The sequence below is a fragment of the Pseudoalteromonas sp. CO342X genome (assembly GCF_004208915.1).
GTDB classification, from domain to species: domain Bacteria; phylum Pseudomonadota; class Gammaproteobacteria; order Enterobacterales; family Alteromonadaceae; genus Pseudoalteromonas; species Pseudoalteromonas maricaloris.
Genome location: NZ_SGPH01000040.1, coordinates 83,832 through 102,325, shown reverse-complemented (window position 1 = coordinate 102,325; position 18,494 = coordinate 83,832). Strand labels below are relative to the sequence as shown.

The following is an 18,494-nucleotide window of genomic DNA, read 5'->3' as shown; positions in this document are numbered from 1 at the left end:
CGGTAAACTTGGAGCAAGGCGGAAAATTTATCCGACAGCAGCGCCTTGTTAGCACTTTAAACATCTGCATCTAAGATGGTAGAAAATGTCGTAATTAGGTCTCGAGGTAATAAATCAGGATAATCCCCTAATACAGACGTCACTATATGCTTCATTAATCCTCCTGCATGATTATTTTTAGGTTGTAGAAAACCAAATTTTGATATCACGCGTTCTTCCAGTGCATGGTCATCCATGTGTAGATATTCTTTATTAACATTCAAACTCATACCGCTAAGGTACGAAATATTCTCGGAATCGGCTGGTTGCTCACGTTCAAGAATTATCTTCTGAATGTTGTTAATAATGGATTGCCATTTAGACTGATCCCAATTCCCCATATGAGTATAACGGTCGTCTGCGTTAATTATTTCCTTATCGACGCAAAACTGGTGGTTTTCTTTTATAACGGTAGCTGCAAGCAACACAGGGTCAAGAACCAGCGTTTCGACACCATCCCTAATTCTGGGAGATAAAACATGAATCCTATCGCTTGATTCTCTCTCACCATCCCAATCTACCAGACCAAAAACACTAGAATTACCATTTTCAACTAAAGCGTTAACAATACGTTCTACTTGAGCGCAACCAGAGTTCTTCTCAACTCCTGTTGAATCAGTTCTTCCAACTTCAATAAACGTAAGAGACCGTTCTGTATTTAACCTTTGTTTATAAGCTTGATAGAGCTTTTCATAGATAAATGCATCTGTTTTACTTTCAACAAATACCTGTCTGCGACCATCGAATGATACGGAAAGTGTTGGAACGCCGGAAGTTAAAATAGACAATGCTCTAGATCGAGAAATTTTCTCTACTAAAGGTCCGGAAGGATTCATCTCATATAACGTTTCTTCTGGAGCAAGAGCGACAGTAGAAGGGCTATGAGTGGTTAGTATTACGGACACCCCTTTACCGTCAACCAGTACATCTTGGATAGTTTTTAGTAAAGAAAGCACCATAGACGGATGAAGTGGCGCATCAACTTCATCCAGCAGTAGTAATTTAGGGAAATGCTTTTCTTGACGTTCATCGCTAGCATTGTAAAGGCACAATGCGAAAGACATTAATACCTTTTCACCCGAAGATAAGTCTTGAAACCTCATTTCCACATCTTTTGAAAGCTTATTCAGTTTTGGCTCATATGATGAAACTTCATGTAGAGGTGGCGGCTCTACACGGAAATCAAGGTTGCAAACTTCCAGTATTCTATTTACAAAGTCCCATGGTGGCTCTCCGTGTTTTTCAACAAACTGCTCTTGATTTAAATGCTTTAGATCTTCGTCATTTTTGGGAGGGTATTTTTCGAGTCTATCATTCAGATGAATTAGGTCTCTGTATGTTGAAAATAGTCGGCCAAAAGCTTGTTGAAATGCATCGACCTCACCCCACAAAAGCTTCCTGTTACTAAAGAATATTGATTCTGAGGTTTCCAAAAAAATATCAGGGGTTTCTTGGAAAATCTTTGGGGCTGCTTTTTTCCATTGCTCATCACCAATATTACGCTGGGTTTGAGAGTAGATATTTTGAGCATTTTGATTAAGCAAATTCTTTAAATTTTTATATACAGAAGGGGCTTGCTGTGAATCAGATAGTAAACTCTGTAACTTTTGCTCATCAAGCGACTTTATCTTAGTGAGGGTTGTACAGTGCTCCGCAGGAATCCCCCATGAAATCGCTTGTTGCTGGATTTGCTTAAGGCTGTTCTCTTGTTGCATTCTAATTTGTTGAAACCAATTAGAGCGCTGCGTTTGATGCTGAGACGGATGGAACACTCCAGTATCTTTGGGAATAATACTATTCCAATCGAACAGCAATACATCTGACTGAAAATTTGGCGCTAAAGTAGACCGAACATTTCCTTCATTTATAGCCTCCAATAAATGCGTCTTACCCGAGCCGTTACGCCCTGTTAGAACGACTAATTTCGGCAAAGTGGTTTCCGCTAGTCCAGTTATCGATTTATGAACACTATTGAAAGAAATCTTGTTATCAGTCAACTTTAAATACTCTTATATTTGGGTGCTAACGCCGTGCTCAGCCGACGCCGGAATGGAGCCGCCTTGTGATAGCGTATCGTACATCACAAGGCGAGCGGAGTGTAGGTGTTCAGCTGAAGCACTTTGTTATGTACTTATTGGCGCACCGAAGCCCCAAATAATAGTTGAGATTAAACCAATAATTAGGGCTGCAATACTGATGTATTTGTCTTGCTTTGAAAAAATACATATTACACCTTCCTCAACAGCTCTAGCCGCATTATTTAGGTGCTTTTGGTTTGCTTTGGCCAGTATTAAAAATTCAGAAACTGCACAGAAGAATAGCGAAAGGCTTCCAAATTGAGAAAACCTAGGCCCAAGGCCAAAGATAAAATATGTGGCAATGGATATACCGATCGACAATGTTAAAAGTGCGTATTCTTTCCAGTAAAAAGTCCAGCTAACATCTGGATAGCCTCGGATAATACTCATAATCTTTCCTTGTACATAACAATTTAATAGTGCGAAAATCGCGCATTTTCCTACCACGCAATGGCTCACTTTTCTGACTATTACGTTTGTATCAAACTTACTAACCTTTTGCTAGCTATAAAAATATTTGCTGGTTAATAAACTGATCTAAGGCAAAAAATGCGCAAATTGCTCATTTTCTTGAATATGGGGGAAATTTCACTATAACTGTATATAAAAACAGCACTCAAAGAGAGTCTTTATGAAAACACGTTCGCCATTTTTGAACTCAATTGCTGATTACATGTTAAGCCGCCATTACTCACTTAGGACCATTGAAACTTATTTAAAATGGATAAGTTCTTATATTCATTTTCATGATAAGCGTCACCCAGCTTCAATGGGAGATAATGAGGTAACAACTTACTTGGATCATATCGTGCTCAAAGGTAATGTAGCGTCTCGAACTCAAGCAACTGCATTAAATGCATTAGTCTTTCTATACAAACACATCATTAAGAATGAGCTTTCTCTAAACTTGAATTTCGTTCGCTCTAAAAAACAACCCAAATTACCCGTGGTGATGACGCCAGATGAAGTAAAACAACTGATGAGTCACCTGTCCAAACGGTATTACCTATTTGCAGGGTTAATGTACGGTAGTGGTTTGCGGGTTATGGAAGCTGTGCAACTTAGGACAAAGGACATTGATTTTGACTATAAATGTATTCAAGTATGGAATGGAAAAGGCAACAAGCATCGAATTGTTACATTGGCTACTGAGTTGCTCCCATTACTTAGGAACCAAATACTTCAGGTGGAAGAGTATCTAAAGTTAGATTTACAGAATGAGCGATATGCAGGTGTTTGGATGCCAAACGCGTTGGCTCGTAAATATCCATCGGCTAACAAGTCACTGGCTTGGCAATATTTATTCCCGTCTTATAAATTAAGCGCCGACCCTGAGACTGGCGAGATCCGGCGCCATCATTTTCATCATACTTGTGTTAGAAAGGCGGTGAAAAATGCGCTTAAGCAGACAAATATTACTAAGCTTTTAACGCCCCACACTTTTCGCCACTCTTTTGCTACACACCTGTTACAAAGTGGTGCAGATATTAGAACCGTGCAAGCTCAACTTGGTCATTCCGATGTGAAGACAACGCAAATATATACCCATGTTTTACAGCAAGGCGCAAACGGTGTTGTTAGCCCTTTGAGCAAAATTTTCTAGCTTGTTTTGGGGCATACATGAGTTAGTGGAACGTGCGTTTTGTAGAACAAAAGTAACGTTGACGACCGTCTTTTGTTCGCTCAAAACGCTTTTCAGGAACAGTCTAACCCCGTTCTTTTTAAACGGTGAGGTTCGGGTATGGGCTACTACATTTTATACTTGGTAAAAAGTGCAAATCCCAGCAAACAATAATGATCACGGCAATCAAGTCGCGCCAGTTACTGGCATATCCGAATCAAAGCCAACACTGGTAAATAGGCTATCTAATTCAAGCTCAAAATCTTTGCGATTTACATCCAACGCTTTTAATGTTGTTCCACCAAGTAACGCCTCTTGGCCCTTCTCGAGGCGTGCATGTAAACTTGCAATTACCGCACGAATGCGATTTCTATCTTGCTGCGCCAATGCTTTTTGACTTTCAGTTTCATGGTCAAGCTTTGCTAACATTTCCAGCCGCTCCGAGAGCTCCTTGTACGCTAAAAAATCTAACTCTAGATTTTTAAACAGTAATTGCTGCGCTTGGTCTTTACTACTGATATCAACCTTTACAGGCCTTGTCATCATATCAGCCAGCAACGCTCGGAGCTTTTCGTAAGCTGCTTCATCTTGAGACGCGATGCTTGTAAGGTCGAATAGTACTTCATGATCCACAAATTGGAACTGCAGTAACGCTTCACTTTTGTCATGTTGCGACGTTTCGCTAGCCGAGCCACTACTCATGGCATTCATAAAGTTTTGTTTAAAGGTGTGAGCACGACCGCCGCCAGCAGCAAGGTGATTATCATTTGCTGTAAGCTGATTATGAGCGCTCGGGATCACTAATTTCTCTCGCTCTACAGGTGAAAAGTTCAGCGAAGTAGGCTCAATCAGCGATACTTGATGTCCAGTTAAAAACGTTGGCATTGGGCAAGTCTAAAAAACAATCTCGGTGCTAGACCTTTGCAAGCATTATTCCAAATAAATATTTTCAACAATCAGCCGATGAATTTATATCAATAGCCACTGAACACGGAAATATTTCATTTTCTTAAATAACTCATACAGCTTCATGGGCAATTCATTGCCGCTTAGGTACGTTAGGTTGCCCTATTTGAAGGCTAAATGGCAACAAGTCTACTGCTGAACAAATTGCCAAGCCCGTACTTAAAAAAGAAACGCCGCAATAGCAACAAAAGCGGAATTTGGTATAAACCTTGCTGTATAAATATCAACCACTCAATGGATGTACTTAATCATGAAATTGACGAAGGAAGAATTACAATTCATTAACCGAACCCTAGCCGGTAATCGCGTTACAGGCTCGCTATTGCCGGAAGCTAGGGATCAAAAACAGCAAACTCACAGTGAGATTAAAAAGTTACTTGCGAGTATTTCAAATAGTTCTCAGTTTAGTCTCGTTGCCAAAAATGCCAACGAGCAGGTCGAATTTCCACTTAGCGACCTATCAGCATTGATGGAGATTTTAGACAACAACTTAGAAGCACCTAATATCGTGGAAGCCGCTAACTCTAGTGCACCGCGAAGCTGGCGTACCTGCCCATCAACGCCGGTCAGATTTAGATTGTCCCCTCAAATGATGCCGTTTAACATGGTCTCCATATCCCAATCAGGTGGACTGATTAATACTTTTCCCTACCAAGCAAATGCAATCCAAATTAATGTGATCAGTCGGATCGCTAAATTATATCTTGCCGACCCTATTCCACTGTTCGCAAACGTCCATTCGATAAAAGTGGCAAGCCCGCTGGAGCTCGCCGTATCCTTTGCAATGAATAAAACCGATAACGAAAAACTCAAAGCATTTATTCTTCATAACTACATACAGCGCAAGGGGTTAGGCTAGATTAGTTCAGCTTGATGGGCGCAAAGATAGAGCGCCGACCAAGAAGTGCTTACAATGGCTACAAGGATTGGTAAATCACTCGCATGGCGAGCAGTAAAAAGGCGCAGCCCAGTATTTTATCAATCACAGCTCGCTTAGCCGTTAAATCGAATTTATCTCTTGCTGAAGCACTCAAAATTGAGACAATAAAATACCACAACGCATCTATCGTTAGCACGGTGATACACATGATAAAACCTACCGTTAAAGTCATCTTTTCTGGGTCGATAAACTGCGAAAAGAGCGCAACGAAGAAAATAGCTAACTTCGGATTCAAAAATGCAATTGCAAAACCATCCTGCGCTGCTTTGACATACGACGTTGCCACTTGAGACTGTGATACCGCTAACCCTTGGCTCTTACTCATTAAGATTTTTATCCCCATCCATGCCAAGTAAGCAGCACCACCGTAAACCAAAAATTGGTATACAATCGGAAATTGATGAATAAGCCCTGACAACCCTAAGATTGCTAGGCTGGCATAAATTCCAACTCCCAAACCATGCGCAAGGCTTGCGACAATACCGTGTTTGGCACTATGAAATAGGCTATAACGCAAGACAACCGCTAAACTTGGGCCTGGCGACATCGCACCAAAAGCACAAATAGCAGCAAGACTTAACCAGGCTGTAAGCTCCATAATTTTTCCGTAGAGAATTGCAAAACGAGTAGGATAACAGATTTGAAAAAATAGATGACACTTTGTAAGTAAAAAGGAGCTACCAGCCCCTTTCTACGTGTTTTTTATACAGACTGCGTTTGTAATTCACATTCTGTTTTATGCTGACCAATAAACCAAATGCTATTGGCTTCGCCATTGTAAGCCCTATACTTTGTCTTATCTGCCATTCGCCAAAAAATAACACCTAAGATCATGGCGGTTAACTCCAAACCAATAGAAGACCAAGCTGTCGCTGGCCAAATGCCAAGACTTGGGATTGCAAACGCAATGATTGAAGTCAGTGGCAACGAGAAGCACAAAATGGCAATCGCCCTTTGTGACCAAATTGCAGTTTTACTCATGCCGATAACGAATGCCGCAATCAAGGTAAATCCAAAACACAGATAATAGACCCACATATACACAACATTGATGTTCATTGTGGTCAACGCAGTCCATTTTGTTAGGGCAAACGCCGCGGCTACCCCCAATAATGAGCCCATTGCCACGCCAATAGTCAATTTACCCATCACTCGGCTTGATTTTGATTGCTCTGGTTGTTTTTGCTTACGGCGCTTCTCAAGCCACAATAAGTTACCCGTATAAAACAACACAGCGCCTAAAATACCCATAATAAAATAAGCCCAACGACCAAACTCACCGCCGTAACTCCCAAAGTGAAGACCGAATAATGTAGTCACTACCGCACCCCAGATACCTTGATCGCCATTCATGACACTGCTTGTAGAAATCTCAAACGTATAAGGATTCATAAACAAGAAGTCAGTTTTAGGTCCGCGCATTAAGTGCTCATCGCTTACGAGTTGTATAGAAGCTGAAGGTCCTTTGCTATTTAAGCGACTGAGGGTAATTTCTTTAATTTGATGTTCAGGTGCATAAGCACGTGCCTTTTCCATGATTTCTTCAATGCTGGGTAAGTTATCAACTTTAAACTCAACCGCTGACGGCGCTTCACGCCCAAATAGTGGTTTATCACCGTAAAGTTTGCCTAGACCATCGTATAAGAAATCATGAAATGCGAATACGATCACTGTAATCGCGATAATAATATGAAACGGTAGGCTGGTGATCCCAATTAAGTTATGCGTGTCTAACCAAAAACGGCTAGCCCCTTTTTTGTCTCTTAATGCAAAGAAGCTCTTCACTAGGGTTGGCAATAAGAAGATCACCCCTGATACCAATGCTACGAAATACAAGATTGCAGCTATTCCAAGTACATAAACTCCAGCTTGGTCGTGACCGATTTCACCTACAATACCTGCGCTGCGGTGAAGGTAATCAACCAATGACGACAGCTCATTGATATAGCTGGTATGGGCTTCAAGCTCACCGGACTCATTCAAGGTGCCATGCCATAGCTGCTTATCTAAGCTTAACCCTCTCGCATTACCTTGCTGGTACCACGTAATGGGAGATTGTCCTTCCTCAAAACTGACTCTAATCCCATTTTGTGACTCTGGATATTGCACAAAAGCACGTCGGAGCAACTCATCGTACTGGGTAGTTTCTACTTGCGACAATTGATGAGATGGGGGAGTCGCCCATTTATCGATACTGCTCGCAAACATCGTAATAGCACCGGCAAAGAATCCGATAAACAGCAGCAATCCTGTGGTGATCCCCGTCCAAGTATGAACGCTCTGGTAAATCCTTAAAATATCAGCGCGGATCTTCATGCCATCCCTCTTACAAAATACAATAATACATACACAACGATATTCGCCCCACCCAACCAAAGTACTGCTTGTTTATAATTTTTAAACATAAATACAAAGCTTAAAATTAACAACCAAATAGGTGAAACCATCCACATATTGAACTGGGTGCGCCAACTGTGCTTCTCGACACTTATAGTTTGAGTTAGGCCGTCGCTACCAAGCCAAGCGAAAAGGCCAACTAGACCAAAACTCAACGCTAGGCCTAAAATAATGCCTGCTAGCGTTTTACCTAACCAATCGGGTTGAACCTTTTCGGCTTGTGACAACCGACTCATTGTGATTTCCTAAAAAGTATTAAAATGGTGAAGGGAATAAGCGCGGTAAGCACCATGACACCGATAAGCCAACTAAATACGACCGCTGCACCTGAAAAAAGCTGCAATGCTAAAATCACGCCGCTCGCTAATAAAACATATCCGCCGATTCTGGCACTATTCGGCAAACGTTGCTTCAGCAAGCGCTGATTTTTATTGGTGCTATAAATCAGAATAATTGCAACACTTAAAAGAACAACAAAAGACACACTTAGCAAAGTAAAACTCCGTTTCACATAAAAATATAAAATTAAGGGCTGGTTAAGATTATAACGAACGTTGAAATTTCAGCAACACAAAAAATAACTCATATGATAATCATTTCTATTAGAAAGATTATTTGAATTGCTTTCTTAGGTAATGACAATGATCTGGCAAGCCAATCATTGATGCTTCTTAACTTCGGAGTTACGGTTACATAAAAATATACAAGTATTAATAACAATTTGTCTTAATACCAGCTCAATTTTGAAAGTACAAATCTGACACTAGCGGCATTAGAAATTTCTTTTATAACAACTAAATAGAAAAATTCTTCGCCTTACCGACATGGACGTCGATACCTTGGCGTGAGCATGTGGTAGCGGTGTAATCGACAAGATTTTCTCGCCTCAAAATAGCTCACTAAATTAAGCGCCTAATTATCTTAGAAACGCCCATAATATGTTCTTTTGTTGCGCTTTTTCCAATCTATCATTACGCTTAGAGAAGGTAATTTAGGATAAACGCACCGATGCACATTGTTCTCTTATTGCTACTCGCCCTACTTGGTACCAACGCGCTGGCAAAAACGGATAGTCGTGCGGTACATATTTGCTTTGAACGGTGGTGGCCTTATAGCTTTGTTAACGAGCAAAAACAAGTTCGAGGCATAGAGGTTGATATAATTAAATCAGCACTTATTGGCACTCCCTATCGAGTGACATTTCATGAACTTCCTTATCGTCGCTGTTTAGCAGGCGTTGCCGATGGTACATTTGATTTTACCTTACATGTAGATGAGGCCGATGGTTTTCCAATTATTGATGTGTCATTCACCACCTGGCTGCTTTCTCTTGCGGTAAAACAAGGTCGCTTCAGCAGCCCTGATGACTTTTATCAACTTGCCGCCCCAAGAGTCATGATCTCAGAGGATTACAGCTACCCGGAAGCGGCAGTACAAGGGCTGAAAAAAATCAACGCAGCCATTGTAAGACGTTCCTTTTATGAGCAAAATCATGATGACGGCAAAAAGTTTTTTAGCGTACTCAATAACAACAGAGTTGATGCAATTTTAGTCGATAAAGTGTGGGCTTTAGAGATGATCCGCCGCCATCAACTTGAAGTCACTTTTCTACCACGTCCATTTCATGCTGAGCAGCAATTTATGGGGTACAACATCGCTAACCAAGCGATGGCGAAGCGTATCGAGGCGCTCTTAGAAAAAATTCCGGAAAAAAGAATTAAAGCTATTGAGATTAAATACTTAGGCGATGATTTTTAATTCCTAACGCAATAATTTCATGTTCAAATAACAAACAAATAACCACACTAGGATGATCTAGTCCTACACTTATAATATCCGTTTATCCATTTGCCTAGCACTCGAAGGAGCTCATATGAAATCCTTATTTTCTTGGCTCATCGCATTATTATCCTTGATTGTTCTTGGCGCTTGTGGTTATTGGTTTTGGCTAACGAGTGAGCAAGAAGAAATATACAGCGTAGAAAAAATAGCAAACAGCGAAGGTAACCTTATTCTTGAGTTTTATCCGCATATTTCAAAAGTTACAAGGCCCGTCGATACCTTCGTATTTCCAATTGCGATAGGAAGTATTGGTCCTGATACCAACCTATACTCTGGCCCTAACCAATATCCTTTTTACTGTATGACTCTGGACTCTGGCCTTGGTCAACCAGAGATAGATAACCACGCGGGACTCGGTGTGCCGGTGATGGATGAGCAATCAAACCAAGTACTTGGTTTTAGTAAAGATTGTATGGCAAAAACGCGGTTACGCTACTTTGAAATAACCTCTGACAATCAAATCAAGCCGCTAGACGAAAGAAATAAAGCGATAGACACAAACTTACTGTTGCGCGTTGAGCAAGGCACCATAAATCGCTTTATTTACACCATAGTAATGCCAATCACAGTTGACGAAATGGGTGATAGACAGGCAAAGTCTCAATGGAATAACCGACTTATCTACCAATTTAATGGTGGTTCTGGGATTGGCTTTAGACAAGGCAGGCAAAAACCGGAGCGTGTGATAGATAGACAGCTTGAGCAGTTAAAGCTTGGCTACGCAGTTATAAGCTCTAGTGGCAATAAAACCAGCTACACCTACAACATGTTACTGGCCGAAGACACCGCAAGACGGGTGAAAAAGCAATTCACGAGTTTGTACGGAGAGCCGCTCTATACGGTCGGAATTGGCGGCTCTGGCGGTGGACTCGCACAATATTTGATTGCACAAAATAGCCAAGGGATCTTAGATGGCCTTATTCCACTTTATAGTTACCCTGATATGATCACCCAAACCACTTACGCGTTAGATTGTGATTTACTAAATAACTACTTTACTTTTAGAGCTAATGACAGAAAAGCATGGCGTGATTGGACCCGCCGCCGTCATATTGAAGGCATGAATGCAATTAACGACTTTCCGCAAAGGGCTGGTTTTTTGCAACCACTCAACCAATTAATGTCAGGATTTGTGCCCTCCTTTCCTGATGGCAATAGTGAATGTATTAATGGCTACTTTGGATTATCTACTTTTATTAATAACCCGAGGCAAGGGTTTTTAAGAGCCTTTTTTGAGGATGAGGTAGTAGAGAGAACAAACTGGAGTTACTGGCAGGACATGGCCAACGTATTTGGCACAGACCAATCAGGCTTAGGATTAAGCACTTGGGATAACGAAGGCGTTCAATACGGGCTCGAAGCATTAAAAGCTCAGCAGATCACGATGGCTGAATTTATTGATCTCAACAAAAAAATAGGCGGATGGAAGCCCCAAAACCAAATGCAACAAGAAGAAATTGTATTACCGTTTGGCCACAAAGTACCTATTTGGCTCACTCTTTGGGGTAATCATAATATCACCACGCCAGATGATAATGGTATAGCACCAAGGCACAGCGGCAGCCTTGCGGCGATCGAAAAAGCGTATCGCTCTGGACAGGTATTTATTGGCAAAGTTGATATTCCCATCATTGACGCCAGACATTATCTTGAGAATGAGCTAGATATGCACCATATGTCTGCTTCATTTTATACTCGATTGAGAATGTCCGCCGCAGATTCAAACCCAGAGAATCAAGTGATTTGGGTCGCACATCAAGCGTTTAATCCAACTCAACTCGCATTTGAAAAAATGGATGAATGGTTACTCAACCTCAAAGCACAGCCAAATTTATCCGTTACAGACGCAAAACCGAAGACACTTGCTGATACGTGTTTCGACGAACAAGGTCAAGTCATCGACAGCGGCAAAGCGGTGTTTAATGGTATCTGGAATAATCATCCACAAGGAACCTGTACCGCCAGATATCCGATGTTTTCTACCAGCAGAATTCAAGCCGGTGCAAACTGGGCTGGTGATATATTTAAGTGTCATAAAATATCGATTGAACAGGCGCTTGCCAAAGGGGTTTACGGGGATGTAGATATCTCAACACAACTCACCACACTTAAACAAATTTATCCACAAGGCGTATGCGATTATAGCCAGTCCGATATGGGTAGACCGCAAGATCTTGATTGACCATGAAAATGTCGCAGCTTAGACTTAGACCTAACGGGAGAGCAACGGATTAGAATTAAGTGATGCAAGCATTATTTTCATACGGCACATTGCAACAGGAGCAAGTGCAACTAGATACGTTCGGCAGACGCTTAGAAGGCGAGAAAGCGGTACTTTGTAGATTTAAAGTAGGCCAAGTTAAAATAACGGATCCTGCTGTTATCATCAGTAGTCAAAAGGATATTCATCCCATTCTAATCGCAACAGGTAATGTAGAGGATGAAGTCGAGGGCACTGTATTTTTAATCACTGAAGCTGAATTAGCTCATGCAGATGAGTACGAAGTGGATGACTATCAACGTATTTCAGCAACACTAAGCTCGGGAAAAATCTGCTGGATTTACTCGGCAGCTCCCAATGCCCAATTAATTTAGTGCCCAACTAATCCTCGAGTTATTCGTTGTGAATAACTCCGCTTTTTCTTTGATTGCTATTCAGAGTCACTCTCAAATGTAGATCTTACGTCTCACGAATAAAATACAAGTATGCCCTGTGTCTTAATTCTTTAAACTTTTATTAATTGAACGTTCAATAAAAATGGCCTGAATTGTCATAAAAGCTCCCCATACTTGCGCCGACTCTTTCAGCGATCACAATTAACCTAGAAGTTGGAACAATTATGAAAACGCAACGCAAGCTAAACCTGATCACTACCGCACTATTATCCACCCTAGCAATTAACGCCTACGCTAACGATGACAAGACTAAAGACGATAAAGTCATTGAAGAAGTTACGGTTGTTGGACAAAGTGTTTCCTTTGCAAATAACGCAACAAGTGACGAAATGAGCAAGCAGCAGTCTGCTATGACATCAGCTTTGGCTGTTATCGATAATTTACCTGGTGTACTCATCAACGAAGGGGATACATTTGGTTCTGACGACTGGTCAACCACCGTTTCTATTCGTGGCTTTCAGCTGAGTTTAGACGAGCAGCAAATCGGTATTACGGTTGATGGCATTGCCAATGGTAATTCAAACTATGGTGGTGGTGCGAAAGCAAACCGTTACATTGATACTGAAAACTTGGGTGCAGTGCAAGTATCTCAAGGTACCGCTGATATTGCCTCACGCTCCAATGAGGCATTGGGTGGTACACTTAACTTCACAACCATCGACCCCACTGAAAAACAAGGCTTAACGCTCTCTATCACCAGTGGTGACTTTGAAGCGCAAAAGTACTTCGCTCGTTATGAAACCGGTGAAATAATTGAGAATACCTATGCTTGGATCAGCGTTTCTAGCTCAAGTAACTCAGACTGGATCCAACAAGTCGCGAATAATGAACGCGACCATTTAGCCGCTAAAATAAAACACCAAAAAGGCCCGCTAACGGTAAAAGCTTATGCATCTTATGACGATGTGGTTGAAGCAAACTACCTACGTGTCAGCCAAGAACAATTTGAAGCAGATCCAGCATGGGATAGACTAACGGATACTATCACCGGCATTCCACATATAGACCAAGTATACCGCAATGGTTGGCGTACGCACCGCGAAAACATTTTCGGCTACATAGAAGCGACCTATGAACAAACTAATTGGGCACTAACGAGTAATGTCTATTATCACACCAATGAAGGTCGTGGTGATTGGGTTCCTCCCTATTTAGTTGATATCAACAACGACGGATTAAATCAGCCTCATTCAGAAGTAACAGGTACTGCGCCTTATACTGGCGGTAGTCCTATCGGACGCATTTACTTCGTTGATAGCGAAGGTAAAGCACTAAAACCAAATGCAAAATGTACCTCAAGCCTGACTTTCCCATACGGTGGTGCTGACGAAGAGTATGATCCGGCATGTTATAGTGCAGGCGCGATTCCGGTAGGCTCTTATCGACATACGCACTACGGTAAAGACCGTCTCGGGATCAATGCTGATTTTACTTTCTACGGTAAAATTGCCGATATGGATAACACCATTCGCGCAGGGTTTTGGTATGAAGACTACCAACGTGAAGAATGGCGAGATTGGCACAAGCGTATTGATGCTCGAGTCTCTGCTAATTTTGATCATACGCCATATTGGATCCAATATAGCCGTGAGTTTAATGTCGATACAACCATGCTCTACATTGAGGATGAATTAGACTTTGGCCTGGCTCGATTGCGTGTTGGTGCCAAGAAATTCTTGGTCGAGTTAGAAGGTGTCGACAAGTTTAGCGGTCAAAAAGTGGCACTAGACTCAGACTCTGACGCATTACTAAGCGCAGGGATCGTCGCCCCAATGCCAATCGAAGGCCTAGAACTATTTGCAGGTTATGCCGAAAACTTTGCAGCTATAAAAGACAACGTACTAGAACGCGAAGCCTCTGCACTTGAACAAATCGAGCCTGAAACTGCTGAAAACATTGATTTAGGTTTTAGGTATTCATCTACCGAATTTAATGCCAGCCTGACCTACTATGATGTAACGTTTGATAACCGAATTAGTTTTATTGCTCCAGATTCACCAGATGGTATTGATTATCTGATTGGCACTAATGGTTCATATGTGAATGTTGGCGGTATCGAGTCGAGCGGTTTTGAATCTTCTGTAACTTGGTATGTAACCAACAGCTGGGGGATTTATGCATCATATACATATAACGACTCCACCTACACGGGTGGTTTGAATGACTTCCCGGCGGGTAACACAGTATTTGGCTCCGCAGAAGATTTAGCCGTTATTTCTATTGATTGGGCTGAGGGACCATATTTCGCAGGTCTTTCAACGAAATGGGTGGGCGAACGTTACATGGATGCGAAGAATACTCAAAGAGTCGATAGCTATATGACTTCAGATTTTTATGCCGGTGTTGCGATTGATTCACCGCTATCTGGTGTTGAAAATATGGAGCTAAGATTAACTATCAATAACCTAACCGATGAAAGTTATTTGGGTGGTATTGCTGGTCAATCTGCATGGATAGGTGCTCCACGCACCGCTGCTGTGAACTTTAAGCTCACTTTTTAATAGTAAAACCAAGTAAATAAGGGCACTTCGGTGCCCTTTTTACACCGATACGCCCTAATGTGGATTGGGAGATAAAATGAAGCGTGCAATGTGGTTATTCATACTCACTTTTAGTGTATTTACTCAAGCAAAGCAAAGTGATCCGAACCTTATTCTGGTCACAATAGATGGTGTTAGATGGCAAGAAGTGTTCTACGGATTGGATAATCAGTTAGTTACCGATAAAGAATCAACAAGCGATCCAAAAGCGCTAAATGCACTTTTTCAAGGGCACAACGCTCAACAAAGCCGTGAAAAGCTAATGCCATTCTTATGGCAATACGTGGTCGAAAACGGCGTCATTCTCGGCGATAGAAAACAAAACTCAACAATGCGAGTTTCCAATCCATGGTATTTTTCATACCCGGGTTACAACGAAGTAATTACTGGTATTGCCGATCCCAATATTGACTCTAATGACAAAAACCCGAACCCAAATATATCGTTTCTAGAATGGCTGCAATCTCAACCTAGTTTCGAGCCAAACCTTGCCGTGTTTGGTAGCTGGGACGTGTTCCCTGCGATTTTTAATCGTGAAAGGAGCAAATTGCACATAAACGCTGGATTTGAAATTGCAAAACACACAACTAATCCCAAGCTACAATTTTTAAATGAATTACAAGAGCAAGTTCCGAGCCCCTGGTCCTCAGTGCGGTTAGATGCCTTTACGTATCAATATGCAAAAGCCTATCTTCAAACCCAAAAACCAAGAGTGATGATGCTAGCACTTGGCGAGCCAGATGATTATGCGCATGGTGGAAACTACGACGAGTACATCAAAGGTATTCACCGTGCTGATAAAATATTGGCCGACTTATGGCAAACCTTACAAGCAATTCCGCAATACAAAAACAACACCTACCTGCTCATTACTACCGATCACGGCCGAGGTATGGATCGTGAGGATTGGAGACACCACTCATCAAAAGCAGCGATTGAAAAGAACTACCCAAGCATGCTTGAGAAGCAGCCTGAGGGGATCGTAGGTTCTGAGCAAGTTTGGTTTGCAGCAATCGGACCCAAAATAAAAGCTAAAGGATTAGTGATCCCAAAGCAAGAGCAAACCTTGTCGCAAGTTACCGCGACTGCGCTTCAATTACTCGGACAAAACCCTTCTACCTTTAACCCCAAGATAGCACCACCGCTTGAAGGCATAGCGCAATGATCAAACTAAAACGACCTAAACTCTCTGAGCGCAAGCGTTTCACTCGCCTAATACTATTTCCTTTAATGGCGTTTGTTGCAATGAACGTGTATGCCAATGAGCAATCTTCTTTGTCAACTATTCGCTTTGGTTCATGTTCTCATCAAGATAAACCTATGCCCATATTAGCGGCAATTAATAAAGAGAACCCTGAGCTATTTATCTTTCTCGGAGACAACATCTATGGTGACACCACGGATATGGATGTGCTTAAGAAGAAATATGAAAAGCTTGACGCAAACGCGGGTATACAGGAATTACGGCAACAATCTCAAGTTATCGCCATTTGGGATGACCATGACTACGGTGAAAATGACGCAGGTTTGGAATATTCTCAAAAAGAAGCCTCACGAAAGATCATGTTAGACTTTTGGCATGAGCCTGCAAACTCTTTGCGACGCACTAGAGACTCAGGAATTTATACTTCGTATGAATATGGCCAAGGAAATCAGCTCATTCGTGTCATTATGCCCGACTTGAGATGGAACCGTCCGGCGTTAACGTCAGTATCAAAATCAGAGTACGACAACAAACGTAAGCCAGAAAATAGAGGACCATATAGCCGAGTTCTAAACGCGAGTATGCTCGGTGAGCAGCAGTGGCAATGGCTTCAGTCTGAGTTAAAAAAACCTGCCGCCATTCGAATTATCGCCTCTAGTTTGCAATTATTACCCGAGTTTACGGGCTGGGAAGCTTGGGCCAACTACCCAGCTGATAGAGCACGCCTTATGAACTTCATCACGCGCGAAAAACTTGGTGGTGTTATCATGATTAGCGGTGATACACACTGGGGTGAAATTTCGAAGGTAGTACATCAAGGCTACCCTTTTTGGGAAGTCACCAGCTCGGGGCTTACAGAAGAGTGGAAACAAGTCAGCCCAAATCAACACCGAGTATCTGGGTTTACTCATGATGTGAACTATGGGTTCATCGACATTGATTGGTCTCAATCAGATCCCACAATCACAATCGGCTTAAAAGATGTGGAAGGTAAAGAAGTGATGTCAAATATCCTTAAGCTATCCGATATTCAATAAACACCGCCAGTTAAATCAGATACCTCCATTGTTTCTTCATATTTACGCAATAATATGACAGCGTTTTTATCTAGGAACATGGAGGTTCCCTTTCTACTTTGCATCACCACAAATTGTTATAAATTGTTAAACCCTATTCTAGAAACATTAAAATAGCGCTACACTCTTTTTGCACATATTGAAGAAAAGGAAATATTCGTGAAACGAGCCAGCGTTTTATCGAGCTGCATTGCTTTAGCATTACTAATTGGTTGTTCAACTGAATCAACACAATCAGATGTCGTAAAAACAGAAGGAATCTGGGCGGATATTCGTGTTACTTCAAATGATGAAGGCTCCCGAGTTGTTACTGAGTTCAATTTAAACAGTAGTTCTGGTGCGAACGTCATTCTTTCTGATGGTGATAGTGTTAGAGCAACACTCGGTAATGAAAGGAAGATATTGGTAAAAGATCACGACCTATTCGATGTCGATTATCAAGGTTACTTTACAGCAACTGCAAAAAATTCTGAGCTAACACTTGAGTTCATTCGTGATAAAGAGAATGAAAAATTAACCTCTAGAGTGAAACTTCCTGCACCAATAAAACTTTACGCTCCAGTTTCTGAGCAATTTAACCGTAATGATGACATTTTGGTCGAGTGGAGAGAGGAAAGCGACATCAATACCAAGCTTTTTCTCGAATTTAAATCGTTTTGTACAAAGACGACTGGCGACTCAAGCCTTATAAGCTTCGAATCTGAAATACTAGAGTCTGGTGGGCAATATAAAATTTTATTGAGTGAATTAACAGGCTTTGATGATGACACACTGGATAAAACAAAGCCATGCGACACGACTGTAACATTGTTCCGTACCCGAAAAGGCGCTATCGATTCCAAATTTAAATCCGGCAGTCGAATAAATGCCATTCAGGAAAAACAATCTGAAAAGTTCCAAATTACTCTTAACTAGTTAATTTCAATAACTTTCCCCCTCTTCTAAAAGTTATTTTAAAAAACTAATTAAGAGTAAACATAGCCCAAAGCTCTCGCAAGAGAGCTTTTTCTTTAATGTTTATCCATCCCTCATATGTACTTTCCAATTGTACTTTCCGATTAAAAGCAGATGAAGATTTCCAATAAGTTATTGAAGAAGCTTGCCTCGCATCAAAA

16 protein-coding genes are annotated in these 18,494 nt (G+C 41.5%); 9 read left to right on the top strand and 7 right to left on the bottom strand.

The window, feature by feature from the left end; genetic code table 11:
- Positions 1–56: 56 nt before the first annotated feature.
- Positions 57–1,970, bottom strand: coding sequence for an ATP-dependent endonuclease (locus EXT47_RS19365; protein WP_165383830.1), 1,914 nt, complete (start codon positions 1,968–1,970; stop codon positions 57–59).
- Between the two features lie 192 nt (positions 1,971–2,162).
- Positions 2,163–2,507 carry a hypothetical protein gene (locus EXT47_RS19360; protein ID WP_130127356.1) on the bottom strand — a complete coding sequence of 115 codons (345 nt, stop codon included), beginning with the start codon at positions 2,505–2,507 and terminating at the stop codon, positions 2,163–2,165.
- A 241-nt stretch (positions 2,508–2,748) separates the two neighbouring features.
- On the opposite strand from EXT47_RS19360, the gene EXT47_RS19355 reads away from it, so the two are divergent.
- Positions 2,749–3,720 (top strand): integron integrase, encoded by a 972-nt coding sequence (locus EXT47_RS19355; RefSeq protein ID WP_130127355.1) that lies wholly within the window; start codon positions 2,749–2,751, stop codon positions 3,718–3,720.
- Between the two features lie 204 nt (positions 3,721–3,924).
- Here EXT47_RS19355 and EXT47_RS19350 read toward each other — a convergent pair whose 3' ends face one another.
- Positions 3,925–4,623 carry a hypothetical protein gene (locus EXT47_RS19350; RefSeq protein WP_130127354.1) on the bottom strand — a complete coding sequence of 233 codons (699 nt, stop codon included), beginning with the start codon at positions 4,621–4,623 and terminating at the stop codon, positions 3,925–3,927.
- Positions 4,624–4,954: 331 nt separating this feature from the next.
- On the opposite strand from EXT47_RS19350, the gene EXT47_RS19345 reads away from it, so the two are divergent.
- Positions 4,955–5,563 carry a hypothetical protein gene (locus EXT47_RS19345; RefSeq protein WP_130127353.1) on the top strand — a complete coding sequence of 203 codons (609 nt, stop codon included), beginning with the start codon at positions 4,955–4,957 and terminating at the stop codon, positions 5,561–5,563.
- 58 nt (positions 5,564–5,621) lie between these two features.
- Here the strand turns inward: EXT47_RS19345 and EXT47_RS19340 are convergent, their stop codons facing one another.
- From EXT47_RS19340 to EXT47_RS19325, 4 genes are all read right to left on the bottom strand, one after another.
- On the bottom strand, positions 5,622–6,242 hold the full coding sequence (locus tag EXT47_RS19340; protein WP_130127352.1) for a LysE family translocator: 621 nt from the start codon (positions 6,240–6,242) through the stop codon (positions 5,622–5,624).
- 104 nt (positions 6,243–6,346) lie between these two features.
- Positions 6,347–7,960 (bottom strand): PepSY domain-containing protein, encoded by a 1,614-nt coding sequence (locus EXT47_RS19335; protein WP_130127351.1) that lies wholly within the window; start codon positions 7,958–7,960, stop codon positions 6,347–6,349.
- On the bottom strand, positions 7,957–8,277 hold the full coding sequence (locus EXT47_RS19330) for a hypothetical protein (protein WP_010377819.1): 321 nt from the start codon (positions 8,275–8,277) through the stop codon (positions 7,957–7,959). The genes EXT47_RS19335 and EXT47_RS19330 overlap by 4 nt, the downstream gene beginning before the upstream one ends.
- Positions 8,274–8,525 carry a hypothetical protein gene (locus EXT47_RS19325; RefSeq protein ID WP_232288027.1) on the bottom strand — a complete coding sequence of 84 codons (252 nt, stop codon included), beginning with the start codon at positions 8,523–8,525 and terminating at the stop codon, positions 8,274–8,276. Before EXT47_RS19325 ends, EXT47_RS19330 begins: the two co-directional genes overlap by 4 nt.
- Positions 8,526–9,049: 524 nt before the next feature.
- On the opposite strand from EXT47_RS19325, the gene EXT47_RS19320 reads away from it, so the two are divergent.
- From EXT47_RS19320 to EXT47_RS19290, 7 genes are all read left to right on the top strand, one after another.
- On the top strand, positions 9,050–9,799 hold the full coding sequence (locus EXT47_RS19320) for an ABC transporter substrate-binding protein (protein WP_130127350.1): 750 nt from the start codon (positions 9,050–9,052) through the stop codon (positions 9,797–9,799).
- 115 nt (positions 9,800–9,914) lie between these two features.
- Entirely contained in the window at positions 9,915–12,065 is a 2,151-nt protein-coding gene (locus tag EXT47_RS19315; RefSeq protein ID WP_130127349.1) for a DUF6351 family protein, read from the top strand.
- Positions 12,066–12,127: 62 nt separating this feature from the next.
- Positions 12,128–12,478 (top strand): gamma-glutamylcyclotransferase family protein, encoded by a 351-nt coding sequence (locus tag EXT47_RS19310; RefSeq protein ID WP_188249525.1) that lies wholly within the window; start codon positions 12,128–12,130, stop codon positions 12,476–12,478.
- A 245-nt stretch (positions 12,479–12,723) separates the two neighbouring features.
- Positions 12,724–15,060, top strand: coding sequence for a TonB-dependent receptor (locus tag EXT47_RS19305; protein WP_130127348.1), 2,337 nt, complete (start codon positions 12,724–12,726; stop codon positions 15,058–15,060).
- A gap of 76 nt (positions 15,061–15,136) precedes the next feature.
- Complete coding sequence (locus EXT47_RS19300) at positions 15,137–16,264, top strand: alkaline phosphatase family protein (RefSeq protein WP_130127347.1); 1,128 nt, start codon at positions 15,137–15,139, stop codon at positions 16,262–16,264.
- Complete coding sequence (locus EXT47_RS19295; protein WP_130127346.1) at positions 16,261–17,340, top strand: alkaline phosphatase D family protein; 1,080 nt, start codon at positions 16,261–16,263, stop codon at positions 17,338–17,340. The genes EXT47_RS19300 and EXT47_RS19295 overlap by 4 nt, the downstream gene beginning before the upstream one ends.
- Positions 17,341–17,538: 198 nt before the next feature.
- Entirely contained in the window at positions 17,539–18,294 is a 756-nt protein-coding gene (locus tag EXT47_RS19290) for a hypothetical protein (protein WP_130127345.1), read from the top strand.
- The last annotated feature ends 200 nt before the right edge of the window (positions 18,295–18,494 follow it).

Coding starts and splice junctions, on each gene's coding strand:
- EXT47_RS19295 (WP_130127346.1), top strand. CDS start 16,261: ATGATCAAACTAAAACGACCTAAACTCTCTGAGCGCAAGCGTTTCACT.
- EXT47_RS19355 (WP_130127355.1), top strand. CDS start 2,749: ATGAAAACACGTTCGCCATTTTTGAACTCAATTGCTGATTACATGTTA.
- EXT47_RS19300 (WP_130127347.1), top strand. CDS start 15,137: ATGAAGCGTGCAATGTGGTTATTCATACTCACTTTTAGTGTATTTACT.
- EXT47_RS19320 (WP_130127350.1), top strand. CDS start 9,050: ATGCACATTGTTCTCTTATTGCTACTCGCCCTACTTGGTACCAACGCG.
- EXT47_RS19335 (WP_130127351.1), bottom strand. CDS start 7,960: ATGAAGATCCGCGCTGATATTTTAAGGATTTACCAGAGCGTTCATACT.
- EXT47_RS19315 (WP_130127349.1), top strand. CDS start 9,915: ATGAAATCCTTATTTTCTTGGCTCATCGCATTATTATCCTTGATTGTT.
- EXT47_RS19330 (WP_010377819.1), bottom strand. CDS start 8,277: ATGAGTCGGTTGTCACAAGCCGAAAAGGTTCAACCCGATTGGTTAGGT.
- EXT47_RS19340 (WP_130127352.1), bottom strand. CDS start 6,242: ATGGAGCTTACAGCCTGGTTAAGTCTTGCTGCTATTTGTGCTTTTGGT.
- EXT47_RS19305 (WP_130127348.1), top strand. CDS start 12,724: ATGAAAACGCAACGCAAGCTAAACCTGATCACTACCGCACTATTATCC.
- EXT47_RS19360 (WP_130127356.1), bottom strand. CDS start 2,507: ATGAGTATTATCCGAGGCTATCCAGATGTTAGCTGGACTTTTTACTGG.
- EXT47_RS19350 (WP_130127354.1), bottom strand. CDS start 4,623: ATGCCAACGTTTTTAACTGGACATCAAGTATCGCTGATTGAGCCTACT.
- EXT47_RS19310 (WP_188249525.1), top strand. CDS start 12,128: ATGCAAGCATTATTTTCATACGGCACATTGCAACAGGAGCAAGTGCAA.
- EXT47_RS19345 (WP_130127353.1), top strand. CDS start 4,955: ATGAAATTGACGAAGGAAGAATTACAATTCATTAACCGAACCCTAGCC.